Annotated in this window: 30 protein-coding genes; 15 read left to right on the top strand and 15 right to left on the bottom strand. The window is 66.4% G+C overall.

All coding sequences use genetic code 11. The annotated features are described in order from the left end of the window. Window positions 1–50: 50 nt before the first annotated feature. On the bottom strand, window positions 51–680 hold the full coding sequence (locus IW252_RS11780; RefSeq protein ID WP_196836733.1) for a ferritin-like fold-containing protein: 630 nt from the start codon (window positions 678–680) through the stop codon (window positions 51–53). 279 nt (window positions 681–959) lie between these two features. Here IW252_RS11780 and IW252_RS11775 point away from each other — a divergent pair, with 279 nt between their 5' ends. Together IW252_RS11775 and IW252_RS11770 are read left to right on the top strand one after the other, a co-directional pair. Next, complete coding sequence (locus tag IW252_RS11775) at window positions 960–2525, top strand: DEAD/DEAH box helicase (RefSeq protein WP_196836732.1); 1566 nt, start codon at window positions 960–962, stop codon at window positions 2523–2525. A 2-nt stretch (window positions 2526–2527) separates the two neighbouring features. Beyond that, a complete protein-coding gene (locus IW252_RS11770; protein ID WP_196836731.1) occupies window positions 2528–3409 on the top strand; it encodes a DNA-methyltransferase in 882 nt (293 codons plus the stop codon). Here IW252_RS11770 and IW252_RS11765 read toward each other — a convergent pair. After that, window positions 3406–4254, bottom strand: a complete 849-nt coding sequence (locus IW252_RS11765; protein WP_196836730.1) for a PHP domain-containing protein — start codon at window positions 4252–4254, stop codon at window positions 3406–3408. The two genes, IW252_RS11770 and IW252_RS11765, sit on opposite strands and share 4 nt — an antisense overlap. Before the next feature lie 57 nt (window positions 4255–4311). On the opposite strand from IW252_RS11765, the gene IW252_RS11760 reads away from it, so the two are divergent. Then, a complete protein-coding gene (locus IW252_RS11760; RefSeq protein WP_196836729.1) occupies window positions 4312–5859 on the top strand; it encodes an aminopeptidase P family protein in 1548 nt (515 codons plus the stop codon). 123 nt (window positions 5860–5982) lie between these two features. Here IW252_RS11760 and IW252_RS11755 read toward each other — a convergent pair whose 3' ends face one another. Continuing rightward, window positions 5983–6855, bottom strand: coding sequence for a general stress protein (locus tag IW252_RS11755; RefSeq protein WP_196836728.1), 873 nt, complete (start codon window positions 6853–6855; stop codon window positions 5983–5985). 120 nt (window positions 6856–6975) lie between these two features. On the opposite strand from IW252_RS11755, the gene IW252_RS11750 reads away from it, so the two are divergent. From IW252_RS11750 to IW252_RS11740, 3 genes are read left to right on the top strand one after another with little or no spacing between them, the layout of a single operon-like run. After that, on the top strand, window positions 6976–8253 hold the full coding sequence (locus tag IW252_RS11750) for a magnesium transporter MgtE N-terminal domain-containing protein (RefSeq protein ID WP_196836727.1): 1278 nt from the start codon (window positions 6976–6978) through the stop codon (window positions 8251–8253). Between the two features lie 2 nt (window positions 8254–8255). Beyond that, on the top strand, window positions 8256–8861 hold the full coding sequence (locus IW252_RS11745) for a DUF1003 domain-containing protein (protein ID WP_196836726.1): 606 nt from the start codon (window positions 8256–8258) through the stop codon (window positions 8859–8861). Continuing rightward, entirely contained in the window at window positions 8858–9961 is a 1104-nt protein-coding gene (locus IW252_RS11740; protein ID WP_196836725.1) for an Mrp/NBP35 family ATP-binding protein, read from the top strand. The genes IW252_RS11745 and IW252_RS11740 overlap by 4 nt, the downstream gene beginning before the upstream one ends. Window positions 9962–9988: 27 nt before the next feature. Here the strand turns inward: IW252_RS11740 and IW252_RS11735 are convergent, their stop codons facing one another. Genes IW252_RS11735 through sigE form a run of 3 tightly spaced genes read right to left on the bottom strand, consistent with a single transcriptional unit; the run spans window position 9989 to window position 11996 of the window. Next, window positions 9989–10399, bottom strand: coding sequence for a sec-independent translocase (locus IW252_RS11735; RefSeq protein ID WP_196836724.1), 411 nt, complete (start codon window positions 10397–10399; stop codon window positions 9989–9991). Between the two features lie 46 nt (window positions 10400–10445). Next, a complete protein-coding gene (locus IW252_RS11730; RefSeq protein ID WP_196836723.1) occupies window positions 10446–11399 on the bottom strand; it encodes a zf-HC2 domain-containing protein in 954 nt (317 codons plus the stop codon). 9 nt (window positions 11400–11408) lie between these two features. After that, the gene (sigE, locus tag IW252_RS11725) at window positions 11409–11996 is read right to left on the bottom strand and encodes an RNA polymerase sigma factor SigE (protein WP_196837252.1); all 588 of its coding nucleotides are present in this window, start codon (window positions 11994–11996) and stop codon (window positions 11409–11411) included. 160 nt (window positions 11997–12156) lie between these two features. Between sigE and IW252_RS11720 the strand changes: the two genes are divergently transcribed. Next, window positions 12157–12789 (top strand): O-methyltransferase, encoded by a 633-nt coding sequence (locus IW252_RS11720; protein WP_196836722.1) that lies wholly within the window; start codon window positions 12157–12159, stop codon window positions 12787–12789. A 73-nt stretch (window positions 12790–12862) separates the two neighbouring features. On the opposite strand, the gene IW252_RS11715 is transcribed toward IW252_RS11720, so the two are convergent. The 3 genes from IW252_RS11715 to IW252_RS11705 form a co-directional block, all read right to left on the bottom strand. Further along, complete coding sequence (locus IW252_RS11715) at window positions 12863–13030, bottom strand: DUF3117 domain-containing protein (RefSeq protein ID WP_196836721.1); 168 nt, start codon at window positions 13028–13030, stop codon at window positions 12863–12865. A gap of 180 nt (window positions 13031–13210) precedes the next feature. Continuing rightward, window positions 13211–13513 carry a DivIVA domain-containing protein gene (locus IW252_RS11710; protein WP_196836720.1) on the bottom strand — a complete coding sequence of 101 codons (303 nt, stop codon included), beginning with the start codon at window positions 13511–13513 and terminating at the stop codon, window positions 13211–13213. A gap of 4 nt (window positions 13514–13517) precedes the next feature. Further along, a complete protein-coding gene (locus IW252_RS11705) occupies window positions 13518–14294 on the bottom strand; it encodes an LOG family protein (protein ID WP_196836719.1) in 777 nt (258 codons plus the stop codon). Between the two features lie 168 nt (window positions 14295–14462). Here IW252_RS11705 and IW252_RS11700 point away from each other — a divergent pair, with 168 nt between their 5' ends. The 4 genes from IW252_RS11700 to IW252_RS11685 all read left to right on the top strand — a co-directional run bounded on the left by IW252_RS11700 (window position 14463) and on the right by IW252_RS11685 (window position 17753). Continuing rightward, window positions 14463–15185: an amino acid ABC transporter ATP-binding protein gene (locus IW252_RS11700; RefSeq protein ID WP_408065788.1), complete on the top strand. Its 723-nt coding sequence runs from the start codon at window positions 14463–14465 to the stop codon at window positions 15183–15185. Window positions 15186–15224: 39 nt separating this feature from the next. Further along, the gene (locus IW252_RS11695; RefSeq protein WP_196836718.1) at window positions 15225–16067 is read left to right on the top strand and encodes a glutamate ABC transporter substrate-binding protein; all 843 of its coding nucleotides are present in this window, start codon (window positions 15225–15227) and stop codon (window positions 16065–16067) included. 91 nt (window positions 16068–16158) lie between these two features. Then, a complete protein-coding gene (locus tag IW252_RS11690; protein WP_408065772.1) occupies window positions 16159–16839 on the top strand; it encodes an amino acid ABC transporter permease in 681 nt (226 codons plus the stop codon). After that, window positions 16836–17753 carry an amino acid ABC transporter permease gene (locus tag IW252_RS11685; RefSeq protein ID WP_196836717.1) on the top strand — a complete coding sequence of 306 codons (918 nt, stop codon included), beginning with the start codon at window positions 16836–16838 and terminating at the stop codon, window positions 17751–17753. Before IW252_RS11690 ends, IW252_RS11685 begins: the two co-directional genes overlap by 4 nt. A gap of 92 nt (window positions 17754–17845) precedes the next feature. On the opposite strand, the gene dapE is transcribed toward IW252_RS11685, so the two are convergent. After that, on the bottom strand, window positions 17846–18982 hold the full coding sequence (dapE, locus tag IW252_RS11680; protein ID WP_196836716.1) for a succinyl-diaminopimelate desuccinylase: 1137 nt from the start codon (window positions 18980–18982) through the stop codon (window positions 17846–17848). Window positions 18983–19023: 41 nt separating this feature from the next. On the opposite strand from dapE, the gene dapD reads away from it, so the two are divergent. Together dapD and IW252_RS11670 are read left to right on the top strand one after the other, a co-directional pair. Beyond that, window positions 19024–19971, top strand: coding sequence for a 2,3,4,5-tetrahydropyridine-2,6-dicarboxylate N-succinyltransferase (gene dapD / locus IW252_RS11675; RefSeq protein WP_196836715.1), 948 nt, complete (start codon window positions 19024–19026; stop codon window positions 19969–19971). Window positions 19972–20039: 68 nt separating this feature from the next. Then, the gene (locus IW252_RS11670) at window positions 20040–20888 is read left to right on the top strand and encodes a hypothetical protein (RefSeq protein WP_196837249.1); all 849 of its coding nucleotides are present in this window, start codon (window positions 20040–20042) and stop codon (window positions 20886–20888) included. 18 nt (window positions 20889–20906) lie between these two features. Here IW252_RS11670 and IW252_RS11665 read toward each other — a convergent pair whose 3' ends face one another. From IW252_RS11665 to fdxA, 4 genes are all read right to left on the bottom strand, one after another. After that, on the bottom strand, window positions 20907–21560 hold the full coding sequence (locus IW252_RS11665) for a hypothetical protein (RefSeq protein ID WP_231365999.1): 654 nt from the start codon (window positions 21558–21560) through the stop codon (window positions 20907–20909). A 141-nt stretch (window positions 21561–21701) separates the two neighbouring features. Beyond that, complete coding sequence (locus IW252_RS11660) at window positions 21702–22985, bottom strand: citrate synthase (RefSeq protein ID WP_196836713.1); 1284 nt, start codon at window positions 22983–22985, stop codon at window positions 21702–21704. Between the two features lie 120 nt (window positions 22986–23105). Next, a complete protein-coding gene (gene dapC, locus IW252_RS11655; RefSeq protein ID WP_196836712.1) occupies window positions 23106–24224 on the bottom strand; it encodes a succinyldiaminopimelate transaminase in 1119 nt (372 codons plus the stop codon). A 3-nt stretch (window positions 24225–24227) separates the two neighbouring features. Continuing rightward, entirely contained in the window at window positions 24228–24551 is a 324-nt protein-coding gene (gene fdxA / locus IW252_RS11650; RefSeq protein ID WP_196836711.1) for a ferredoxin, read from the bottom strand. A gap of 135 nt (window positions 24552–24686) precedes the next feature. On the opposite strand from fdxA, the gene IW252_RS11645 reads away from it, so the two are divergent. Both IW252_RS11645 and IW252_RS11640 read left to right on the top strand, forming a co-directional pair. Further along, window positions 24687–24926: a hypothetical protein gene (locus tag IW252_RS11645; RefSeq protein ID WP_196836710.1), complete on the top strand. Its 240-nt coding sequence runs from the start codon at window positions 24687–24689 to the stop codon at window positions 24924–24926. Window positions 24927–25009: 83 nt separating this feature from the next. Further along, window positions 25010–25519 (top strand): helix-turn-helix domain-containing protein, encoded by a 510-nt coding sequence (locus IW252_RS11640; RefSeq protein ID WP_196836709.1) that lies wholly within the window; start codon window positions 25010–25012, stop codon window positions 25517–25519. Here IW252_RS11640 and IW252_RS11635 read toward each other — a convergent pair. Continuing rightward, window positions 25516–25941 (bottom strand): hypothetical protein, encoded by a 426-nt coding sequence (locus IW252_RS11635; protein ID WP_196836708.1) that lies wholly within the window; start codon window positions 25939–25941, stop codon window positions 25516–25518. The two genes, IW252_RS11640 and IW252_RS11635, sit on opposite strands and share 4 nt — an antisense overlap. Window positions 25942–26030 lie beyond the last annotated feature (89 nt).

Here is a 26030-nt window from a genome sequence, read left to right as displayed (position 1 = left end):
TGGGGCTCGCCCGCCCGCCGCTGGAGCAGCGAGCCCCAACGCTGGCCTGACTAGGCCGTGAGGCCCAGTGCGCTCATGCGCTGGGCGTGATGCCTGACCAACTGGGCGAAAAGCTCCTTCTCCTCCTGTGGGGAGAGCAGCGTGCCGAACACCGTGGTGGCCAGCAGCGAGCGTGATCGTGTCAACGCCTCTCCCATGAGCCGGCGCCCCCAGAGCGCGAGGCGCGAGCGCAAGCGTTCATTGTCCAGATCCGCGCGGAGGCGCTCCGTCAACCAGGTCGCCTGCGCGTCGAGCTCCTGAATTCGCTGGGCCACGCGGTCCGCCTGATCGCCGATGCGGGCCCCCAAGGCGCGGTAGACATCCGCCACCACGGAGTCGAGGACGTAGGCCTTCATCAACGATTCGTGCCAGTCCCCCGGCCGCGTGCGCTCGTGCAGCTCATCGATGACCTCGACGAACGGCAGCATGGCCTCCTGCGGATCTCGTCCGGCGGCCACCAACTCAGCACACACCACCTCGAAATGCTCGAACTCGGCGACGGCCAAGCGCGCCAACTCGGCCCGATCCGCCAAGCGCGGCGAGAAGCGGGCATCCGAGGAGAGGCGTTCGAAGGTCGTCAGCTCTCGGTAGGCCATGAGCCCAAAGAGCGCATCGCGCAGCGCGGAATCGGTGTGGGTCATGCCCCTTACCCTATCGCCGCCCGGCGACGACATTCCGCCGCCGGGACTACCCGTGGCAGGCCCATCACCCGTTAGACTGACGGGCGTAGGCAAGGATGCCCGATCGTCAGAGTTTATAAAGACCCTTCGCAGCGTTTCCCAGCGAACCTGCCTGATCCTCGCGCCCCGGCCGGCACCGCGCCGGCTCCACGTCCTCCACGGCGCGAAGCACGAAAGCCCGCGATCGGCTCCGCTGGACGCGTTCGCCACGATACAGCGCGAACGCCTGAATGAAATGGGATGGCATTGACCACCGATATTGAGAACACACCGGCCGAAGCAGTCGCCGCGAGCCAGACGTTCGCCGACTTCACCGTCCGAGGCGACATTGTCGCCTCGTTGGCCGACAAGAACATTTTGCACCCCTTCCCGATCCAGGCCATGACGCTGCCGATCGCCCTCGGCGGTCACGACATCATCGGCCAGGCCAAGACGGGCACGGGAAAGACCCTCGGGTTCGGCATCCCGGCCCTGCAGCGCGTCGTCGCCCCCGGTGACGCCGGGTTCGAGGACCTGGCGACGCCGGGTGCCCCGCAGGCACTGATCGTCGCCCCGACGCGCGAGCTCGCCGTCCAGGTGGCCGAGGACCTGACCGTGGCGGCGAAGCGGTCCTCGGCACGCATCGCCACGATCTACGGTGGCCGCGCCTACGAGCCGCAAATCGAGCAGCTGCAGGGCGGCGTCGAGATCGTCGTCGGCACCCCGGGACGCCTGCTGGACCTCTACAAGCAAAAGCACCTGAACCTGAAGAACATCCGGATCGTCGTCTTGGATGAGGCCGACGAGATGCTGGACCTCGGCTTCCTGCCCGACGTCGAGCGCATCCTCGCGGCCGTTCCCGAGGTGCGCCAAACCATGTTGTTCTCCGCCACCATGCCCGGCCCCGTGATCGCCATGGCCCGCCGTTTCATGTCCCAGCCAACGCACATCCGCGCGCACGATCCCTCCGATGAGGGCGTGACCAAGAAGGACATCCGTCAGGTCGTCTACCGCGCCCACCCCATGGACAAGGACGAGGTGGTCGCCCGCATTCTGCAGGCCGAAGGGCGCGGGCGCAGCATCATCTTTGCGCGCACCAAGCGCGCCGCCGCTCGGTTGTCCGAGGAACTGACCGACCGTGGTTTCGCCGCCGGGGCCCTGCACGGAGACTTGGGGCAGGGGGCCCGAGAGCAGGCCCTGCGTGCGTTCCGCAATAACAAGGTTGACGTGCTCGTGGCGACCGACGTCGCCGCCCGAGGCATCGACGTCGACGATGTCACCCACGTCATTAATCTGCAGTGCCCGGAGGACGAGAAGACCTACCTGCACCGCGTGGGGCGCACGGGCCGCGCCGGCAACAAGGGCACCGCCGTCACCCTCGTCGATTGGGAAGACGTGCCGCGTTGGGGCCTGATCAACAAAGCCCTCGGCCTCGATCAGGCCGATCCCGTGGAAACCTACTCCTCCTCCCCCCACCTCTACACGGACCTGAACATTGCCGAGGGGACCAAGGGGCGCCTGCCGCGGGACAAGCGGACGGCGGCCGGCCTCTCGGCGGAAAAGGCGGAGGACCTCGGCGAGACCGGCGGCAAGAAGCCCTCCCGCGGAGGCCAGGGGCGGGGCGGCCGGGGCCGCGGCCGCTCTCAGGACGGCGAGCGCCGGCATGGCCACAGTCACGGACGGGCCGACCGCCCGAACAAAGAGGCGACGGGCGAGGGCCGAGGCACCCGCGCCGATGAAGCGGAGAAGACGGACCGGCCCCGCCGCCGTCGCCCCCGGACGCGCCGCCGCAACGGCGAAGTCGTGAACAAGCGCGACGACCAGTAGGCGTGAGCCGCAGAAAGGCGGAGTTCTCGCTCCACGGCCCTAACCTCGTGGTCCGGGCCGATAACGCCGAGGTCCTGCCGCGCCTGCCGGACGGAGCTTTCACGCTGATCTACGTGGACCCGCCGTTCAACACGGGTCGGAAGCAGTCCCGGCAGACCACCACCAGCGTGCGGGCTGCCGAGGGCGAGGGCGACCGCGTGGGGTTCAAAGGCGTCGCCTACTCAACCCTGCGCGGTGCCCTGCGCAGCTACGACGATGCCTTCGACGACTACTGGGGCTTCCTTGAGCCGCGGCTCCGCGAAGCGTGGCGTCTCCTCGCCGAGGACGGCACGCTCTACGTGCACCTCGACTATCGGGAGGTGCACTACGCGAAAGTCATGCTGGATGCGATTTTCGGCCGCGAGTGCTTCCTGAACGAGATCATCTGGGCGTACGACTTTGGGGGGCGGTCCAAGAGCCGTTGGCCGGCGAAGCACGACACGATTCTGGTCTACGTGAAGGATCCCGACCGGTATCACTTCGACTCCTCGGCGGTGGATCGGGAGCCGTATATGGCCCCCGGCCTCGTCACGGCGGAGAAAGCTGCGCTGGGCAAGCTGCCCACGGACGTCTGGTGGCACACCATCGTCTCCCCCACCGGCAAAGAGAAGACGGGTTATCCCACCCAGAAGCCCCTCGGTGTGCTGCGGCGGATCATTTCCGCGAGCTCGCGCCCCGGCGACTGGGTCCTCGACTTCTTTGCTGGCTCGGGTTCCACCGGGGCGGCGGCGCATCAGCTCGGGCGGCGGTTTGTCTGCGTCGACACCAATCCGGAGGCGATCAAGGTCATGCGCCAGCGCCTGGGTGACGCGGCGGAGGTCGTGCCCGGAGTGAAGAAGCCCTAAAGCCCGACGGCGGCGCTGCCGGATCCGGCGGCGAGGAGGCGTTCCAGCTGGGCCGGCTCGGTGAGATGTTCACCGAGCCGGTTGGGCTTGCCGGCGCCGTGATAATCACTCGAGCCGGTCACGATGAGGTCGTGCTCGGCGGCGAGTTGCCGGAGGAAGCGCCGCCCGTCCTCCGGATTATCCCGGTGAGCGATCTCCACCCCCAGCAAACCGGCCTCAATCAATTCGGTAAACACCGGCTGGCCCACCACGCGCCCCCGCGCGGAGGCGACGGGGTGCGCGAACACGGGCACGCCACCGGCCTGCCGCACCAACCGCACGGCTCGGGCGGCGTCGACCGCATAGTGTCCGACGTAGTACCGGGAGCGGGGCGTGAGGATCGTCGCAAAGGCGTGCGAGCGATCGACGACGACGCCGGCCGCGACCAGCGCGTCCGCGATGTGTGGGCGCCCGATCGTGGCGCCGTCGTGCGTCTGCTCTTGCACCATGTCCCACGTGAGCGGGAAGTCCTCGGCCAAGATCTCCACCATGCGCCGGGCTCGGGTCTGGCGCGAGGACCTGGCCGCGTCGAGTTCAGCGACCAGCTCCGCGTCCGCCGGGTCATGCAGGTAGCACAGCAGGTGCACGCTGATCCCGTCGGAGCTGCGGCAGGAGATTTCCATGCCGGGAATGAACCCGATTCCGGCAGACGCCGCGGCCGCGGCGGCCTCCGCCCAGCCAGCCGTCTGATCGTGATCGGTCAAGGCGACGACGTCGAGCCCTGCTGCTGCGGCGGCCCGCACCACTTCGCCCGGCGATTCGGTTCCGTCGGAGACGCACGAGTGGGTGTGAAGGTCGATCCGCATGCCCCCACCTTACGACTATTGGTGCCCTCACGAACTGTTTGAGACACTGGGTCAGTGATGACTGAAGAGAACAACACCTCCCAATCGCAGCCCATCGAGGACCGTGTGAACAACCGTTCGCAACGCCCGTCCTCGGACGCCTTCAAAGAGTTTATGGCCAGCCAGTGGGCACCGGCAGACACCACCCTGCCGCCGCAGGACGCCGTCGCCCCCTATGCGGCCCAGCGCCGCCTGAAGCTCTCCCAGCGCTTCCCCGGCGAGCGACTAGTAATCCCGGCTGGCCCCCTGAAGGTCCGCTCGAACGACACGGACTACCGGTTCCGCCCGCACTCGGGCTTCGCCCACCTGACGGGGCTGGGGTTGGACCACGAGCCCGATGCCGTGCTCGTGTTTAACCCCGTCGCTGAAGGCGCCGGCGACGACGGTGGCAACCACCACGTGAGCCTGTACTTCCGCCCCATGGCAGGGCGGGACACCGAGGAGTTCTACTCCAACGCCCGCAGTGGCGAATTCTGGATCGGCAAACGGCCGACCCTTGCTGAACTGCAGGCCCGCCTGAACATCCCCACCGCCCATATGGACGAGCAGCTGGAAGACGCCATCACCGAGGGCGCCGGCAATACGGCACTCGGCGGCTTGCGCCTGCGGCTCCTGCGGGACGTCGACCTGAACTGCGATGCCCTGGTGGACACCTCGCGCATCAACACGGCAGTGGATCTCGAGGAGTCCGACCGCCTCGATGCCGAGCTCGCTGAGGCGCTGTCCGAAATCCGCTTGGTCAAGGACGAGTGGGAGATCGAGCAGATGCGCGCTGCGGTCGAGGCGACGATGAACGGGTTCCATCAGGTCGCCCAGGCCCTGCCGCGGGCCGTCGAGCACAAGCGCGGTGAGCGCGTCGTGGAGGGCGCGTTCTTCGCCCGTGCCCGCGAGGAAGGCAATGACCTCGGCTATGACACGATCGCGGCCTCCGGCAACAACGCCACGGTGCTGCACTGGATGCGCAATTCCGGTCAGGTGAACTCCGGCGACCTCATCTTGGTCGACGCCGGCGTGGAAGCCGACTCGCTGTACACCGCCGACATCACGCGCACGATGCCGGTGAACGGCAAGTACACGGACATTCAGCGGAAGATCTACCAGGCCATTCTCGACGCGCAGGACGCCGCCTTCGAGGTGGCCAAGCCGGGCCGCAAGTTCCGCGAGTTGCACGAGGCCGCCATCACGGTCCTCGCCCAGCGACTCGACGAGTGGGGCCTGCTCCCCGTGTCCCTCGAGGAAGCGCTCTCCCCAGAGGGCCAGCAGCACCGGCGCTGGATGCCGCACGGCACGAGCCACCACTTGGGGCTCGATGTGCACGACTGCGCGCAGGCCAAGCGGGACATGTACTTGGACGGCGTGTTGGAGCCGGGCATGGTCTTCACCATCGAGCCCGGACTGTACTTCAAGGAAGAGGATCTGGCGGTGCCCGAGGAGTACCGCGGCATCGGCGTGCGCCTTGAGGACGACGTGCTGGTTACCGAGGACGGCTGCGTGAACCTTTCCGCGGATCTGCCGCGCACCCCGGATGAGATCGAGGCGTGGATGGCGGCTGCTCAGGCGAGCTAACGCCCGAGGCCACCCAGCTCCGAACGCACCGGCGCCCGGCACCAGATGATGGTGCCGGGCGCCGGTGCGTTGGTGTGTGCGTGCTACCGCCAGTGGCGGGTACCGCAGACCGCGGTCTCCGGTTTACGACTCCCGCCGTGGCGAGTCGGTGTCCTCCGACGTGTCCTGCGTTGACGCGCTGTCCGTGCCGGACTCTGCCTGTGGCTGTTCTGCTGCGGGCTCCCCGGAGGTCTGCTCCGCCTCGGGTTCGGCCTGAGGCTCGGTCGGCTCCTGGGCCGGCGTCGGCTCCACCCGGACACCAAACTGCGGACGGCCGTCGGGCAGATCGGCGTAGCCGCTGCGGCGTGACTCGACCCCCGCTGGGGCGGAGTCGGCGGCCGGCTGATCCGAGGACGACGGGCTCGCGGGCGTGGCCGAGCCGGCGGACGGTGCGGACGCGGACGAACCAGTCGAGGACGCATCCCGCGGGGGCGCCCACGCCGGCGTGACGCTTCCCGCTTGGCCGCTGCTCATGGGCAACGACGACGCCAGCTGGCGGGCCGCGTGGATGTGCTCAAACCCAACGACGACGTCGTAGTAACCGGCCATGATCTGATTTGATGACTCGAAGTCCCGCTTGCCGCGACGCATCGCGTAGCCGATGACGGCCACGATCATCCAAATCGCGACGCCGAGACCCACTGAGGAGAAGATCTGTCCCAGCGGGTTGCCCTCGTTGAAGAGGCTCAGCAAGAGGCCGACGAACAGGCCAAACATGACGCCCTGGGCGGCGCCGCGCAGGGCGACGCGCGGGTAGCTGAGCTTCATGGTGACCCGCTCGACGGTCTTCAGGTCACAACCGACAATGCTGACGTTGGAGACGGGGAAGTCGTTGTCCGCCAAGTAGTCCACGACCTTTTGGGCGTCGAGGTAGGACTCGTAGCGGCCGAGGACCTCGCCGCGCGGCAGGGTCATGAGGTCTTGAACGGACGTGGGTGCACCGAACGGAGTGGTCATGTTCCCATGATGCACTGCTTGGCTGTAGATCGCAGGAAAGCGCGCCCGAGTATCGCTGCGGGTGAAAGGTGACGTCATGGCACCACGGCGCGGTCTGGGCGAACCAGTAGCCTAGTGAGCATGAGCAGCAACCTCTCCTCCAAGGTCTTTGTCTCCCGCCTGCTCGGCCTTGATGTCTTCGACCCGCTCGGTGACCGCCTCGGCCGGTTGCGCGACGTCGTCGTCCTCGATCGAGGCAAGGCGAAGGCCGCGCAAGTGGTGGGCCTCTTGGTCGAGGTGCCCGGAAAGCGCCGCGTCTTCGTTCCTGTCACGCGCGTTCAGGCCATCGAGGCAGGGCAAATTATCTGTTCCGGCCTGGTCAACCTGCGCCGCTTCCAGCAACGCGGCGCGGAGCGCCTCGTCGTCGGCGAGCTTTTTGATCGGCGCGTGGTCTTCGCGGACGGTAGCGGCGCCGGCGTCGTGGAGGACATTGGCATGCGGCAAGAGCGCAACGGGGACTGGTTAGTCACGTCCTACTTTGTCCGCCGTGGCGACGCCGCGGGCAGCTTTCGCGCCCTGCGCCGCCTCAGCCGCGGTGAGCGCCTCGTCGTTGACTGGAACGAGATCACGCACCCGGAAGAGACCGAGCCGCAGGCCGCCACGCAGTTTGTGGCCGCTCACGAGGAAATGAAGCCCGCTGACTTCGCCGAGGCCCTCCACGAGATGCCCGGCAAACGCCGCCTCGAAGTCGCGACTGAGTTGCAGGACGATCGCCTAGCCATGGTGCTCCAAGAGCTGCCGGACGAGGAGCAGGTCCAGATCCTGTCCGCGCTGGACATGGACCGCGCCGCCGTCGTCCTCGAGGAAATGGACCCGGACGACGCCGCTGACTTGCTCAACGAGCTGACCGACGAGCAGCAGGAGGCCCTGCTGCAGCTGATGGAGCCCGACGACGCCGACGACGTCCGGCGCCTGTTGGAGTACGAGGAGAACACGGCCGGCTCCCTCATGACGCCGGTGCCGGTGATCCTGCCGCCCGAGGCGACGGTTGCTGAAGCCCTCGCCTATGTGCGCCAGGAAGAGCTCAGCCCGGCGACGGCCAGCGCCGTTTACGTGTGCCGTCCGCCACTCGAGACCCCGACGGGCCGGTACCTCGGCGTCGTGCACCTGCAGGCGCTCCTGCGCACTCCTCCCCCGGAATCGCTGGGCACCATCATCGACACGGACCTTGAACCGCTCAACGATATGTCCCCGGCGTCCGAGGTGGCCCGCACCTTGGCCACGTACAATCTCACCAGCGCTCCGGTGGTCAATTCCCAGGACCGGTTGGTGGGTGCCGTCACCGTCGATGACGTGCTCGACCACCTCCTGCCGGATGACTGGCGGACCCAAGACGACGACGAAGCACAGGCGGTGTGAGTATGGCCGAAAAATCACGACTCTCCCGCGCCCTCGACACCCCGATGGCTGCGCGCGCCAGGTTGTTCCCGCGAACGCGCCCCGACCCAGACGCCTTCGGCCGCGCCACCGAGGGCTTCGCCCGATTCATGGGCACGCCGCAGTTCCTGCTCTACATGACCATCTTCTGTGGGCTCTGGGTGGTATGGAATACGGTGGCGCCGGAGGCGTGGCGGTTCGATTCGGCAGCCCTAGGGTTTACGGCACTCACGCTCATGCTGTCCCTGCAAGCGTCCTACGCCGCACCCTTGCTGCTGCTCGCCCAAAACCGCCAAGACGACCGGGACAAGGTCTCCCTCACGGAAGACCGGAAGCGGGCCGAACGGAATCTGCACGACACCGAATACCTGACCCGCGAGCTGGCGTCCCTGCGCATCGCGCTGCGGGACGTCGCCACTCGCGACTTCGTCCGCTCCGAGCTCCGGAGCGTGCTGGAGGAGATGATCGAATCGCACGAGGGTGAGGAGATTCGCCTGCGCCGCACGGGCGCGAAGAAGAAGAAAATGTCCCTCTCCGAGGCCACGACCCAGATCCCCACGGTGACTGACGAGCGGGCGGAGCGCCCATGAGCGACCCGCTCTGGGACGCTCTGGCCCGGGTCCAGGACCCCGAGCTGCGCCGCCCGATCACGGACCTCGGGATGGTTGAATCGGCCCGCGTGGATGACGACGGCGTGGCCCACGTCAGCGTGCTGCTCACCATTGCGGGATGCCCCCTGCGGGGCACGATTGAGGCCGACGTCGCCGAGGCCGCCCGGACGGTCGACGGTGTGCATTCCGCCGAGGTCAGCCTGGACGTGATGACACCGCAGCAGCGCCAGGAGCTCAAGGACAGCCTGAAGCAGCGGACGGTGCCCTTCATGGAGCCGAACTCGCTCACCCGCGTGATCGGGATCGCCAGTGGCAAGGGCGGCGTCGGTAAGTCCAGCCTCACGGCGAATCTTGCCTGTTCGATGGCGGCTCAGGGGCTGCGGGTCGGCATCATCGACGCCGACGTCCACGGGTTTTCCGTCCCGGGATTGATGGGTATCACGCAGGCGCCGACGCGGGTGGATGAGATGATCCTGCCGCCGGTGGCGTACGGCGTGAAGGTCATCTCGATCGGGATGTTCGTCGAGTCGAATCAGCCCGTCGTGTGGCGCGGGCCCATGCTGCACCGAGCCCTCGAGCAGTTCCTGACGGACGTGCACTTCGGCGATCTGGATGTGCTGCTCTTGGATCTGCCTCCGGGAACGGGAGACATCGCTATCTCCGTCTCCCAGCTGCTTCCCGGTTCCGAGTTGTTGGTGGTGACAACGCCGCAATCGGCTGCCGCAGAGGTGGCGGAGCGGGCCGGAGCCATCGCCACGACGACGGGCCAGAGCGTCGTCGGGGTCGTCGAGAATATGTCGTGGCTCGAGCTACCGGATGGCACGCGCATGGAGCCGTTCGGTTCCGGCGGTGGCGAGCTCTTGACGCAACGACTCAGCACTCGCCTCGAAACGGACGTGCCACTCCTCGGCTCGATTCCCCTCGAGCCTCGGCTCCGCGCGGGCGGGGACGCAGGCCAGCCTCTTGTGCTCGCCGAGGAGAGCTCGGCTGCGGCACAGGAGATCACGCGCATTGCCCGGCAGCTGACGCATCGACCGCGCGGTTTGGCCGGCCTGAACCTCGGCGTCAATCCGACCTAAACCACCACGTAGGGCGTCGCCGCCCGGTTAGGTGGCGTCGAGGTCGAAGGGCGCGCGTTCGCCGGCTTCGAGCCGCTGCGCCGCTGCTGGCAGCGTGGGCGTCACAGCCGGCGTGGAGGACGGAATCGACTTACGGGCCGTCGGCACGGAGGGCGATTCCTTGGCGGCCCGGGCCGCGTCCTCGAAGTCGTCGAGAAGGGCTTCCTTGATGATGCGGCGCGGATCGTATTGGCGCGGGTCCAGTTTGCGCCATTCAATCTCCGTGATCTCGTCGCCGACTTCCTCGCGGAGCTGTTCTTTGGCACCGTTGGCCATTCGGCGCACGTTCTTGACCAGTTGGGCCAACTGCTGTGCATACCCCGGGAGCTTGTCCGGGCCCAGAATGAGGACAGCCAGAAGCGCGAGGATGATGAACTCGCTGCCATTTATGCCAAACACGCTTCGAGACTACCCGGTTCCGGCGCGTGATTCGTAGTCGAACACGTTATTCGGACACTTCCAGCAACCCCATGCGGCCCAGGCCCCGGCCGATGCGCGAGAGCAGCGAATCCTCCGTACCCGAGGCATGTTTCAGCTGCGAATTCTCCGTCAGGACGATCCGATTGATGACGGCCTCTTGGCCGCCGTCGTCCGACGGGTAGGTCAGCGCATAAGCGGCGTTCTGCGTATCGATCCGAGACGTCTCCACGTCAGACTCGACGCCGGCCGCCATGATGCCGACGGGCGCCAGCGCGATGCCTTCCTCGGCCTCGGCGGCGTCGTTCGTCTCTTCACTTCCCGTCCCGAGGTCTACGCCGGCGCCCAAGAGCGCACTGGCCGCCAGCGTTTCCTGCGTCTTCCGCGCCTCACTGACCAGAATCGTGCCAGCAGGACCGTTGTAGGACACGGTCACGCGGGGCAACCCGTCAATGACGGCACCCACCGCGTCTTTCATCGTGTACCCCAGGGCGGCGAGGCCCGGGAGATTCCATCCGGCTCGGCGCAGATCCGTCACGTCTTGCGCCGAGAGCTTGCGGCCATCCTCGTCCCACTGCGCGGTCACCGCGGACGCGGCGCGGCTCGTCGTTGTGGTCCCGCCGGCGTACCATGCCGTACACACCAGCGCGATGAGCAAGGCAAACACTCCCACGAGTCCCGCGAGGGGCAGCAGATGACGCCGGGACCCCGAATCGTCGAGCCCCAGCTGGCCGGCGGGATAGGTTGATCCCCGCTGGGCCCCCACCGCCACAACATACGACGAGTGGCTCACGGCGCCGTCGTTCACCACGACGGGCAGCGAGGACGTGTAGCGAGCATTGCGGCGCACCCGGCGGCGCCGGTCGTCCAACTGGACGCGGCAATCCGCGCACCGAGCAACGTGCGACTCGAAACGCTCGGCCCGTTTGGCCGGCAGCTCACCGACGACGTAGTCGTCAATCCAGCGGCGCATCGAATGCATGAGCGGCCCCTAGGACACCGCCCGCTTGATGCGGGGCAGGGACATGGTGGGAGTCTTCACGCGAGCCGGGTTCCGGTGGGCCAGCCGTTCGCGCAGCATGGCGCGGCCACGGTGAATCCGTGAACGGACGGTGCCGAGCTTCACCCCGAGGGCCGCGGAGACTTCCTCGTAGGAGAGCCCCTCCAGGTCACACAGGACGACGGCGGCGCGGAAGTCGGCAGGCAGGGTCTCGAGGGCTTCCTGAATGTCAATGTCCAGATTGTTGTGCTCGAAGGTCCGCTCAGGCCCGGGCTCCCGTCCCGGCAGTCGCGACTCGGCGTCGTCAGCCAGCGCATCGAAACGAATGCGGGACTTGCGCCGAGCTTGGTCCAAGAACAAGTTGGTGGTGATGCGGTGAAGCCACCCGCCGAGGGTCCCCGGCTTGAAGGTATCGAGGGAACGGAATACGCGCACAAACGTTTCCTGCGTCAGGTCCTCCGCGTCCGGCGCGTTGCCGGTCAGGCGGTACGCCAGCCGGTAGACCTTGGTGGAGTGTTCCTCCACGATGGCTTCCCAGCTTGGCACCGAGTCCACGGGGTCCACGGACGTCAGGTCCATGGGCGCGGTTTCAGGGTGTACGGTAGCTCGTTTCACGTCATCCATGATGGCAGTCCAGACTGTGAAATCGCTGTATAGCACGCCTCAAGCCGCTGAGTGAACTCCCGCTAGACTAGTGAGGCCCCCGCAGCCGTCCAACCGAAGGAATCCCCCGAGCAGCATGAGCACCGACAAGCACAGCAGCTGGTCCTACGCCGAGGCCCTGCCCCAGGAGGATGAGGTGCTCGCGCGTGCCCGCGAGCGCGGGTACGAGCTCGGCGTCACCCCGGTCGGCACGGGGACAGCGGCCCTCTTGACGGTGTTGGCGGCCCATTCTTCGGCGCGGACCGCCGTGGAGATCGGAGCTGGAGTCGGCGTTTCCGGCGTCAGCCTGTTGCGGGGATTCTCCGCGCAGACCGTCTTCACCAGCATCGATATCGACGTCGATCACCTGTCCGCCGCCCGCCAGGCTTACGCCGAGGCGGGGATCCCGGCCTCCCGCACCCGCACCATCGCCGGACGGGCCCGCGACGTGCTGCCACGTTTGACCAGCGGCGCCTACGACTTTGTCTTGATTGATGCAGATCAGGCGTCGGTCGTGGACTACGTCGAGCACGCCATCCGACTGCTGCGCGGAGGTGGGATGCTGGTGCTCCACGACGCCCTCGACGCGGACAGGGTGCCACTGCCGGCCGTGCGCCAGCCCTCGACCGTGGCGGCGCGGCAGGCGGGGCGCCTCCTCCGGGAACACGACGACGTCGTCTCCGCATTGGTTCCCACCGGCCCCGGGCTGTTCCTCGCCGTCAAACGGTAGGCTCCGCCGCGCGCCGCGCCCACACACGCAGCGTGGCCGGGCGGAATCCCGCCCGGCCACGCTCGAATCAAAGCTAGGCGGTCACGTCAACCAGGCACGCCTTGAGCTCTGCCGCCTCGTCAGCGTTGAGCTCGACCACCAGGCGGCCGCCGCCATCGATCGGCACCCGCATGATCAGGCTCCGGCCCTCCTGCGTTACTTCCATGGGTCCGTCGCCCGTACGCGGTTTCATAGCAGCCATTGGTGCTGATTTCCTTCCTCGACAGACGGAACCCCTGCGGCCCCGCCACGCGGTGCGGCCGTCGCCGAAAGGCCCCGTCTGATGTGGGCAATCGACTTTCAGCCTGCCTTTCTCATTATCCCTAACAAACGCCCGTGGCGCTAATCACAACCCGACACGCGTGGCTCGTTTCGGCCCAGTTCACTGCTTGGTTGTCCCGTGGGGCTGACGTCGTGCGGCCTCGAGCTCGTGATTCAATCGCTCGATCTCCTGCGCCAAATGATCCAGTGTCTCATCCACTTGGTCGCAGCGGTATCCGCGCAGGGCCACAGAGAATCGGACCGCGGAAATGTCCGCCTCCCGCGGGGATTCCGGCAGCACCACGGGAGGCAGCGACGTCGTGGCCGGGCCCAGCCCCCGGGGCCCGGAGGTGCGGCGCCCGATCACAGCGAGGGCCGTCACGCCCAACACCCCCAGGGCCAGTAGAAGCAGAACATATTCCATGCGATTACTCCGCAGCGTCGGGCCGGTAGGTCGTCGCGAACGCGACGGCGTCGTCCGGGTCGTCAGTCAGGTGGAAGAGGTCAAGATCGGACCCGGAGACGGTGCCGCGCTCGACGAGCGTCTGGCGCATCCAATCGACCAAGGGACCCCAGAACGCGGAACCGAATAAAACAATCGGAAAGTGCGTCACCTTCTCCGTCTGGACGAGCGTAAGGGCCTCAAAAAGCTCGTCCAAGGTTCCGAATCCACCCGGCAGGACGATGAAACCTTGGGAATACTTCATGAACATGGTTTTGCGGGCAAAGAAGTACCGAAAATTGATGCCGAGATCTACCCATTCATTCAGGCCGGTTTCAAAGGGGAGCTCAATGCCGAGACCGACGGAGGTCCCACCGGCTTCGACGGCTCCCTTGTTGGCGGCCTCCATGGTCCCCGGCCCGCCGCCGGTCATCACCGCGTAGCCTGCGTCGACGAGGAGCCGACCGATCGCCTCGGCCTGGGCGTACTCCACCGATCCGCGGTGCGTGCGCGCCGAGCCAAAGACGGAGATGGTCGGTCCGAGCTCGGCCAACGTACCGAAGCCCTCCACAAATTCGCTCTGAATCCTCAAGACCCGCCACGGATCCGAGTGCACAAAGGAGGAGTCCCGCGGCGCCTCGAAAAGGAACTGGTCGGCCTGTCGAATCTCCGCCTGCTTGCGCCGCAACGTGACGGACCCCCTGCGGCGTGCAGGGTCCGGTAGATCATCGAAGTTCTTCGCGGAGATGTGGTGGTTTCCCATACGCCCACCCTATGCCCCGCGCGGCACTGATCGCCCTGCATTGCAAACCAGTAAATTTCTGCGTGTTCTGAATCATCAGCCCTTGTGGCGGGGGCAACATCAAGTAAGGTCATGGACATGAACGAATCACTCTCTGGCGCCGCGACCTCATCGGGTCCAATTGTCCGGATGGAAAACGTGAATAAGCACTACGGCCCGCTTCACGTTCTCCAGGACATCAACTTGGAGGTAGCGCGCGGCGAAGTCGTCGTGGTGTTGGGGCCTTCGGGCTCCGGCAAGTCCACGCTGTGCCGCACCATCAATCGATTGGAAACGATCGACGATGGGGCAATCTACATCGACGGCCAGAAGCTCCCAGCGGAAGGCAAGGCGCTCGCCCAATTGCGTGCCGATGTGGGCATGGTGTTCCAGTCCTTTAACTTGTTCGCCCACAAGACCATTCTTGAGAACGTCACGCTGGGACCGATCAAGGTCAAGGCGGTCAAGCGCGCGGAGGCGGATGCGCAGGCCATGACCCTGCTCAAGCGCGTCGGTGTCGCGAATCAAAAGGATAAGCTTCCGGCCCAGCTCTCCGGCGGTCAGCAGCAGCGCGTGGCGATCGCGCGAGCACTGGCCATGAAGCCGAAGGTCATGCTCTTCGATGAGCCGACGTCGGCGCTGGACCCGGAAATGATCCAAGAGGTCTTGGACACCATGGTCGAGCTGGCCGAGGAAGGCATGACGATGATCGTCGTCACCCACGAGATGGGCTTTGCCCGAAAAGCCGCCCACCGTGTGGTCTTCATGGCGGACGGCCAAATCGTGGAACAGGCCAAGCCCGAAGAGTTCTTTACCAACCCGCAATCCGCTCGCGCCAAGGACTTCCTGGGCAAGCTCATCACTCACCAGTAAACCCGGCCCCGCCGGGGGCACCATTGACAAGGAGAAAACATGCGTAAGAACCGCATTGCGATGGCCTCGATGGCCGCGGTCGCCGCTCTGACCCTGTCCGCCTGTGGCGGCTCGGACGAAGGCGGCACGGGGGGCGAAGGCTCCGAGGGCGGCGAGAGCGTCCGCATCGGCATCAAGTTCGATCAGCCGGGCCTGGGCTTCCAGGAAGGCGACACGTACACCGGCTTCGACGTCGACGTCGCCAAGTACGTCGCCAACGAGCTCGGCTACTCCGAAGACCAGATCGAATGGGTTTCGGCCCCGTCCGCCAACCGCGAGACGTTGCTCGAAACCAACGGCGTCGACATGATCTTCGCGACCTACTCCATCACCGACGAGCGCAAGGAGCGCGTGGCCTTCGCTGGCCCGTACTTCCACGCCGGGCAGGACCTGCTGGTCCGTGAGGACGAGTCGGAGATCGCGGGCCCGGAGGACCTGGAGGGCAAGAACCTCTGCTCGGTCACCGGCTCGACCTCGGCGACCAAGGTCAAGGAACTGCACCCGGGAATCAACCTGGTCGAGCAGAGCGGCTATGCCGACTGCCTGGGCCTGCTGGAGACTGGCGGCATTGACGCCGTCACCACCGACGACATCATCCTGGCCGGTTTGGCCGCCACCGAGGCCAACCAGGGCAAGTTCAAGGTGGTCGGCAACCCCTTCTCGGACGAGCGCTACGGCGTCGGCCTGAGCCAGGACTCGGACATGTGCGAGGACATCAACGCCGCCATCCAGAAGATGTACGACGACGGTGCGTGGGAAGAGGCCATCAGCGCCAACACGGAGGGCACCGGCTACACGCCGAACGACGAGAAGAACCCGCCGGAGCCCGACGCCTGCGCGTAGGCCCTGAGCTTCTGACGGTTGGAACCGGCGGCTCGGCACGCGCCGGCCGCCGGTTCCTCCCTTTCCGCACCACCTGTAAAGGAGTTAGGCCGTGGACGCCTATCTTTCCCTCTGGGAGACCTACGGGCCGCAGATGCTCTCGACGTTCTGGACCAACATCCAGCTCACGTTCTGGGCAGCCATCGCCTCGGTCACGCTCGGCGGTTTCTTGGCGCTGATGCGCATTTCCCCGATCCCCAGCCTGCGCTGGTTCGGCACCGCGTACGTCAACATTTTCCGCAACACTCCCCTGACCATCATCATGACCTTCGGCGTGCTGGTGCTCTTCGGGGTCTTTCAGGTTCAGCTCGCGAGCGACTTCAACCTGAATTTCTTTCGCATTGCGATCATCGGCTTGACGATCTATCACGCGGCCTTCTTTTGCGAGGCGATTCGCTCCGGCGTCAATACCGTCCCGCTGGGCCAGGCGGAGGCCGCACGCGCCATTGGACTCAGCTTCCTGCCGGCCGCGCGCCACGTGATCCTGCCGCAGGCGCTCCGCGGCGCCATCGCGCCGATGGGCAATACCCTGATCGCGCTCATCAAGAACTCGACCGTGGCCACGGCCGGCTCCGTGGCCGAAATTTCGGGCACCATGAAGACCATGATCGAGTTCCGGCCCGACGTCGGCATTCTGGTCTTCCTGACCGTCGCGGCGTTCTTCGTGATCGTGGTCATTCCGATCGGACTGTTGAGTACATACCTGTCTAAGAAGCTGGCGGTGGCACGATGAGCTCCTCGGTACTTTTTGACGAGCCGGGCCCCAAGGCCCGGCGCAGGATCCTCATCCTGAACATCATTGGCATCATCGCGTTCGTCGCCCTCATGGGGTGGGTCCTGATGGTCCTCAACGACTTCGGGCAGTTAGCCCCGGCCAAGTGGCTGCCGTTCACCGACTCCAGTACGTGGCAGAACTACCTGCTTCCGGGACTCATGAACACCCTGAAGTCGGCGGCGATCGCCGTCGTCACCTCGCTGGTTTTCGGCATGATCTTCGGCATGGGCCGGCTCGCGCAGAACAAGCTCATCAACGGGATTAGCTCCGTGGTGGTGGAATTCTTCCGCGCCGTACCGGTGCTGCTCATGATGATCTTCTTCTGGATCTTCCTCGGCCGGATGGGCGTGGTCTCGCCTGACGACGCGCCGTTTGTTGCCGTCGTCGTCTCACTGACCCTGTACAACGGCTCCGTGGTGGCCGAGCTGGTCCGCTCCGGGGTGCACGGCCTGCCGAAGGGCCAGCGTGAAGCGGGCACAGCGATTGGCCTGACGCGAGGACAATCGCTGCGCATCATCGAGGTCCCGCAGGCGTTGGTGGCCATGATGCCCGCGCTGCTCAGCCAGTTCGTGGTGATCCTCAAGGACTCAGCTCTGGGCCAGATCATCAATTACAACGAACTCTTGTTCAACGCCAAGCTGGTGGGAACGGCCAATGCGAATGTCTTCCAGGCCCTCGTCGTCGCAGCCGTCATCTTCATCCTCATCAACTTCGCCCTGACGTCCTTGGCCCAAACGGTGCAAACCCGCGTTGCCCGCCGCCGAGGCAACGCAGCGGCCACGGAGGACGATGAGGACGCGGCCGAGGCGGCTCCCGTGGGGACCACCGCCACGATCGATGCGGATCAGGGACCGGGATCAGGCAAGCAGTAGCTCCCCGGCACCCGCAGGACGGCTGAGGCCGGTCACGTTCGTCGTGACCGGCCTCAGCCGTTTCCATGCTTGCCGCGACCGTGCGGCCGGGTCTACGCCGCGCTCAGCCACCGGTGCAGGGCGCTCCAGCAATCGCGGATGGCCTGAGCGGGCACGTGCTCGTCATCGGAGTGCGCCAACAGCGGATCCCCGGGACCGAAGTTCACGGCCGGGACGCCCGCCGCGGAGAAGCGCGCCACGTCCGTCCAGCCGTATTTCGGCTTGGGCGGCTGACCGACCGTGGCCACGAAGGCGGCGGCGGCCGGATGGTTCAGGCCCGGTCGGGCTCCGGCGGCGGCGTCGGTGCGTTCGAGGGTGAACCCCGGCAGGAGGGCCGCGACGTAGGCCTCCGCCTCGTCCGGCGTCCGGTCCGGGGCGAACCGATAATTGATCTCCACCTCGCACCGATCCGGAATGACGTTGCCGGCGATACCGCCGGAAATGCGCACCGCATTAAGTGACTCGCGGAAATCCAACCCATCTACCGAGGTCGTCACGGGTCGGTGGACGGCGAGCTTCGTCAGCACCTCGGCCATACCGTGGATTGCGTTCTCCCCCATCCAGGCGCGGGCCGAATGCGCGGCTCGGCCTTCGGTCGTGACCCGGAATCGAATCGTTCCGTTACATCCGCCCTCCACCGTGCCGTTCGTCGGCTCGAGCAGGATCGCGAAGTCCCCCTCGAGCAACTCGGGACAGTTGCGGTACAAGCGCCCGAGGCCGGACTTGGATCCCTCGACCTCTTCATGGTCGTAGAAAACATACGTGATGTCCCGGTTCGGATCGGTCAGGGCCGCGGCGAGGGCGATCTGCACGGCGACGCCGCCCTTCATGTCCGTGGCGCCCCGGCCGTAGAGCACCTCCGCGCCGTCGTCGTTCAGTTCCCACACCGAGGGGACGGTGCCGCGCGAACCGGGCGTGGTCGGCAGCGGGACGGTATCAAGATGCCCGGCGAGGATCACGCGCTCGCTGCGACCCAGCCCGGTGCGGGCCACGATCGAATCGCCGTCGCGGTGAACACTCAGGTGGTCCATGGCACGCAGCGCGGTCTCCACGGCATCGGCGATCCGCCGCTCATTTCCCGACACGGATTCGATGTCGATGAGGGCTTGGGTCAGCAGGGCCACGTCGGCGTGCGGGTCGATGACCGCCGGTGGGACGACGGCCTGGTGAGGCTGGTTATCGTAAGTCACGCGAAAAGCCTACCGCCGGGGCGCGCGGCTACGATGGTTCCATGACTTCAGCAACGCCTTCTCCGTCCGACGTCCGCACTGCCGCTGGTTACGGCCTCGCCACGATCGCCGCCGATGATTCGGTCCTCGATGTGTGGTTCCCGGCGCCGTCGCTCGGCGCGCTAGCCGACGCTCAGGACCTCACCGCTGACCTCACCACCGCCGCGACGGATGATGCCGCCCGCGGAACGCGCCAGGAGGTGGTCTCCGTGGAGACGAACCTCGACGCCGCGCCGACCTCCACCGCGGACGCATGGCTGCGCCTGCATGTGCTCTCCACGCGTTTGGCTGCCCCCAACAGCATCAACCTCGACGGCGTCTTCGGACTGCTGACCAACGTGGTGTGGACCAATTTCGGCCCGTGCTCGGTCGCCGATTTTGAGACCACCCGCCTCAAGCTACGCTCCCGCGGTCAGGTGACCGTCTACGGCGTGGACAAGTTCCCGCGCATGGTGGACTACGTCATCCCGACTGGCGTGCGTATTGGCGACGCGGGCCGCGTGCGCCTCGGCGCCCACCTCGCCGAGGGCACCACCGTGATGCATGAGGGCTTTGTGAATTTCAATGCCGGCACGCTCGGCAACTCCATGGTGGAGGGCCGCATTTCAGCGTCCGTGGTGGTCGGCAACGGCTCCGACGTCGGAGGCGGAGCCTCCATCATGGGCACGCTGTCCGGCGGCGGCAAAGAAAAGATCGTCATCGGTGAGCGCGTGCTGCTGGGTGCCAATTCCGGCGTCGGCATTTCCGTGGGGGACGACTCGGTGGTCGAGGCCGGCCTGTACGTCACGGCGGGTACCCGCGTCTCCGTCAGCGGCCAGACGGTCAAGGCCGCCGAACTCTCTGGCGTACCGAACCTCCTGTTCCGCCGCAACTCCAGCACTGGCGCCGTCGAGGCCCTGCCGCGCGAGGGGCAGACGGTGGAACTCAACTCGGCCTTGCACGCCAACTAAGGGCGCGCCCGCTGAAACGGAAAGTGAAGGAACGACGGCGGCGCCGGCTGCGGGCGGCGCTCACCCTCATGCTGAGCGTCGCCGTCGTCGCCGCGGGCGTCGTTGGCCTCTGGCGTTACGCGGAGAGTAGCCAAATGTTCGTCCGTGAGCGCTGCACCGCGGTGGCCGGCGGGGACGCCGTGCACCTAGCCCCGGATCAGGCGGCCAACGCCGCACTCATCAGCGCCGTCTCGGTCCGGCGGGGCCTTCCGGCGCGGGCCGCGACCATTGGTCTGGCCACGGCCATGCAGGAGTCGAAGCTCCGCAATATTGACTACGGCGATGAGGCCGGGCCGGACTCGCGCGGTCTCTTCCAGCAGCGCCCCTCCCAAGGGTGGGGAACGCAGGAGCAGGTCATGGACCCCCTCTACGCGGCCAACCGGTTTTACCAAGAGCTGGAAACGTTCGATTTCACCGCCCTAGAAGTGACCGAGGCGGCGCAAAAGGTTCAGCGTAGCGCGTTTCCCGACGCCTACGCCCAACATGAGCCGATGGGCCGGGCTTTCGCCTCCGCCCTGACGGGTTACTCCCCCGCGTCCCTCAACTGCACCTTGCGCGCCGGAGAGCAAGCCGGCGATCCAGACCGCATCAGGGCCGAACTCTCCGCGCAGCACAGTCCCCTCCTCGCGGAGGCGGCTCAGCTCACGGGGCGGCGCCTAGCCGTCCCGACGCATCTCTCCCCCGGGCTGGTCTCCAGCAACGACGTGACGCAGCGGACCGGCTGGTCCATCGCGCAGTGGGCTGTGGCCAGCGCGCACAGCCTCGATATCGAGTCCGTCGCCTTTGGAGGACTCATTTGGAACCGCGCGGAGAACGCGTGGGTCCAAGGCACGACGACGGATGGCCACGTCATCATCACGGCGCTGCCGGAGGCCTAACCGCTCACGGCCCCACGCCTAGCCGATCAGCCGAATCATGGGCTCGAGGTAGCTGCGCAGCAAGGTCTGGTCCGCCGCGAGATCCTGGCTCAGCAGGACCGTGCGGCGGCCGGTCAGCCACGCCCGCCGCTCCGCCAGCGGCAGCTCCACCAGATTGATCTCGAGGTCCTGCCCGGCGGCGCCCTCCAGCGATCGCTCCTGTACCAGAGTCTCCACCACGCGCCTCCGGCCGGCGGCCGCGTGCTCACGCGCTACGGTGTTGTACTGCCGGCGCCGCTCGTTAGCCCAATCATGGGCCGCCCCGTAGTGCGCGCGCAGGAGCTTCTGCAGGGCCGGAGACGCCCTGAATGCGTCAAAATCCGGTTGACCCAAGAGCGCCGCCTCCGGAAGGTCCGCCGCCTCCGGAGAGCCGTCGACGTCGTACCGGAGGACCATGCGGCGCCACCACTGATGCCACTCCTGGCTCAACTCCGCCAGCTCGGAGTGGCTCAGTTCCGTGGCTGCCCGGGGCTTGACGGCTGGCTGGACCGCGCAGAGCACCGGGCCCGCGCCGTCGTCGAGCGGCACCGGGGTGCCGACCACGCCGGCCAAGTCACGCAGGTAGAGGGCGATCAACATGCTCAGGTGCGTACGCGCCGACACGCGCCACCCGGCACCGGACTTTTCAAACACGGCTCGCCTCGCTCTCCTGCCCGTTCCCTTTAAGGTAAACCCGAGGCGCAGCGCAGGCCAGCATTCGTCTGGGAACAACGACGGCGCGGTGCCTGGCGCCCCGAGGGGCAGGAGGCACCGCGCCGTTGCAGGGTGGCGGGGTTAGACGCCCGGGTAGTTGCGCTCCGGGTGACCCACGTACAGCTGGCGCGGACGGCCGATCTTGAGCTTCGGGTCCGCCATCATCTCGCGCCACTGGGCGATCCAGCCCGGCAGGCGCCCGATCGCGAAGAGGACCGTAAACATCTGCTCCGGGAAGCCCATGGCCTTGTAGATCAAGCCCGTGTAGAAGTCGACGTTCGGGTACAGCTTGCGCTCGATGAAGTAGTCATCGGCGAGGGCCTTTTCCTCGAGGCGCATCGCGATGTCGAGCAGCTCGTCGTTGCCGCCGAGCTTGCCGAGGATCTCGTGTGCCGTCTCCTTGACCAGCTTGGCCCGCGGATCGTAATTCTTGTACACGCGGTGACCGAAGCCCATGAGGCGGACGCCGTCTTCCTTGCGCTTGACCTTCTCCATGTACTCCTCGGGCTCGATGCCCTCGGCCTGAATATGGCGCAGCATCTTCAGCACGGCCTCGTTGGCGCCGCCGTGGGCCGGACCAAACAGGGCGTTGATACCGGCGGAGACGGACGCAAACATGTTCGCGTTCGATGATCCGACGAGGCGGACCGTCGAAGTGGAGCAGTTCTGCTCGTGATCAGCGTGCAGGATGAGCAGAAGGTCCAGGGCCTTGACGAGCTCCGGGTCCATGTCGAACGGCTCGGCGGCGGTGCCGAACGTCAGGCGCATGAAGTTTTCGACGAGGTTGTGCGAGTTGTCCGGGTACAACAGCGCCTGGCCGATCGACTTCTTGTAGGCGTAGGCGGCGATGACCGGCATCTTGGCCAGCAGGCGAATGGTGGACAGCTCCACCTGCTCCTGATCAAACGGATCCAGCGAATCCTGGTACCACGTGGACAGGGCCGACACAGCGGAGGAGAGCACCGGCATCGGGTGGGCGTCCCGCGGGAAGCCATCGAAGAAACCCTTGAGCTCCTCATGGAGCAGGGTGTGGCGGCGGATCTTCTGATCAAACTCTTCCAGCTCGGTGGCGCTCGGCAGCTCACCGTAAATCAGCAAGTAGCTGGTCTCGAGGAAGCTGGAGTTCTGGGCCAACTGCTCAATGGGGTACCCGCGGTAGCGGAGAATTCCGGCGCCGCCATCGATGTACGTAATCTCCGACTTCGTGGCTGCCGTATTCATGAAGCCCGGATCATAGGTCACGTTGCCCGTGGACTTCAGCAGCGGGGCGATGTCGAAGCCGGCGTTGCCTTCGACGGCCGGAACGACCGGCAGCTCAAGGTCGGCGCCGTCGAATGCTAGGCGCGCAGAATTCTGTTCCGTCATAACCTCTCCTTGGTTCGGAGTGAAGGTGGATCGAGCGTCGACGCAGGTTCAGCGTCAGCAAGTAATCAGGAAACACGGTACCGGCATGACGCACAACATATCTAATCGTCGATTGTAGGTTTACAACTCCTCGGCCGCCGCAGCCAGGCGCTGAACGGCAGCATCGACGCGCTCGTCGGGGGCCGTGAGGGCGACGCGCACGTACCCCTCACCCGCCTCGCCGTAGAAGCTTCCGGGTCCCACCACGATGCCCAGATCAGCCAACCGGCCCACCGTCCGCCACGTGTCTTCGCCGGCCGTGCACCACAGGTACAAGCCGGCCTGCGAGCCCTCGATCCGCAGCCCGAAGCCTTGCAACGCCGGAATCAGCCTCTCCCGGCGCCCGCGGTAGAGGTCCTTCTGCCGCTGCACGTGCGCATCGTCGGCCAAACCCACGCGCATGGCTTCCTGCACGGGGAAGGGAACAATCATGCCGGCATGCTTCCGGTTATTGATCAGGTTCGGCAGGAGGTTCGGCGCGCCCCCGACGAAGGCGGCGCGGTAACCGGCCACATTGGACTGCTTCGACATGGAATACACCGCGAGCAGGTCCGTGTAGTCTCCCCCGCTGACGGACTCCTCGAGGACGGACGGAACGCCCGATTCAAAGTCGCCCCAGCCGAGCTCGGCGTAGCACTCATCGGAGGCGACGACGGCGCCGATGGACCGGGCCTGGGCAACGAGTTCGGCCAACGCCTCGGCCGTGCGCACCACGCCCGTCGGGTTGCCCGGCGAATTAACCCAGACAAATTTCACGCGCGCGGCAACGTCGTCGTCCAGCTCGGTGAGGGTGTCAGCGGCCACGGCCGTGGCCCCGACCAATCGCGCGCCGATGTCATAGGTCGGGTAGGCGATCGTGGGACGCACGACGACGTCGCCCTCGCCCAACCCCAACAGCAGCGGCAGCCACGCCACGAGCTCCTTCGAGCCGACGGTGGGCATTACGTGCTCCGGGCTCAGCCCGGTGACCTGGCGACGGCGCGCAAACCATGCGGCGATGGCCTCGCGTAGCCCCGGCGTGCCATGCGTCGTCGGGTACCCCGGAGCGTCCGCGGCGTGGCGGAGGGCGTCCTGAATCAGCTGCGGCGTCGGGTCGACGGGCGTGCCAATAGAGAGGTCAACCGTCCCGTCAGGGTGCTGAGCGGCCCGTTCGCGGTAAGGGCGCAACGATTCCCACGGGTAGTCGGGCAGCGTCAGCACGGCTCAGGCCTCGTTCTGCGGAGGTAGGGCGGAGACAAACGGGTGATCCTTCCCCGTGTTGCCCAGCTTGGCTGCACCGCCCGGGGAACCGATCTCATCAAAGAACTCGACGTTGGCCTTGTAGTAGTCCGACCACTCCTCGGGGACGTCGTCCTCGTAGTAGATGGCCTCCACCGGACAGACGGGCTCGCACGCACCACAATCGACGCACTCGTCCGGGTGGATGTAGAGCGAGCGCTCGCCCTCGTAGATGCAGTCGACCGGACATTCGTCAATGCAGGCCTTGTCCTTAACGTCCACGCACGGCTGGGCGATGATGTAGGTCACGTAAACCCCGCTTCTCTTTCGGTGGTGATGACGGGCGCCCACGAAGGGACTGGCCCGAAAACGGCTGGCTTCCAGCTTAGTACCTTGAGCGGGCCAGGAAAGCCGCCTACCCGGTGTGACGGTAGGCTACTCCATGTGACTCTCCGCGCGTTTTCCGACCTGAGCCCCGGCGAGCGCATTGTGGTGCGCTACCGCCACGCCGAAAATGGTCCCGGCCCGCGCTTCTCCGACGCCCTCGGCACCTTCACGGCGCTGGAGCGGCAGGACGACGGCGACGTCGTCGTCATCGACACCCGGCACGGCACCGCGCGCATCGCCGTGGCGGACGTCACGCACGCCAAGCGCGTGCCGCCACCACCGGTTCGCCGGAAGTAGCCGCTCAACCCATCGGTCACGCTGGCCGAACATCTGGTTTGATTTTGCCAATCACTGGCGAATTTTCACGTATGCTGGACGGCATGTCATCTGCGAACCCCGCCACCGATGATCAGGTTCAGGCCCGCGCCCGCGCCCTGAGCTCACCCTTGCGCCTGCGCATTCTGAGGCTGTGCCTGCACAAGGCGCGCACCAACAAGGAGATCGCAGACCTCTTAGAGATCAATCCCGCCACCAGCCTGCATCACGTCCGCACGCTGTTGGCCAACGGGTTTGTTGAGGCCGAAGAGGCGCGCCGGGGCAACCGCGGCGCCAAGGAGGTCCCCTACCGTGCCACGCGGATGTCTTGGGGAACCAAGATCCCGGACGCGGCCCCCATTTTGGTCGACACGTTCCTGCAGGAAATCGACGGGCTCGCCCCCGACGAGATTCAGGTCATGCGGATCGGCCTGAAACTCAACGAGGCGGATCAGAAGGAACTGATCGGAAAGATCAAGGACCTGCTCTCCGAGTATGCGCTCCGCCCGGCGGACGACGACGGCGTGGCCACCTCACTGTTCCTGGCCCACCACTTGGACCAGACCGCAGGTTAGCGCCGACGCCTCAGCACCGCGGCCGCGAGGAACAGCGCGACGACGGTCGAGGCCACCAGGCCGAACGTCCAGACCGCACCGGCTAGCGCGGGCCCAAACATGACCTGCCGCTGAGCCCAGGCCACAATCAGCCAATTCGTGGTGTCGAAGGACATGAGCGCCACCGTCCCGTACGCCACGGTGCCGGCTAGCGCTGCCGCCCAGATCCGCTCCGAATAGACGGCCGCGAGCGTGAAGAAGGCTGCAGCTAAGACCAGCGCGGCGACGGCTCCCCAGATCACCGGGGTCTGCCCCACGTAGAGGATCTGGGCGTGCAGCAACGTCCCCAAGACGGCCGTGAGGAGCCCCGCGACCAGCGCGGCGATCCCACCGATGGTCGTTGCCTGCCGCGCGGCGCGGGCGGTGGCCTGCTGTTCGCTCATGCGTCCTTCCGTCAAAACGAGGTCACTTCGCCTCGAGTCTACGCGTTGGTGGAGCGCCCCCGGCACGGGGTGGGCACCGAGACACCAAC

The sequence above is a fragment of the Zhihengliuella flava genome, from assembly GCF_015751895.1.
Classification (GTDB): domain Bacteria; phylum Actinomycetota; class Actinomycetes; order Actinomycetales; family Micrococcaceae; genus Zhihengliuella; species Zhihengliuella flava.
Note: the sequence above shows the minus strand (reverse complement) of the source record. Positions and strands in the feature narration are given on the sequence as shown.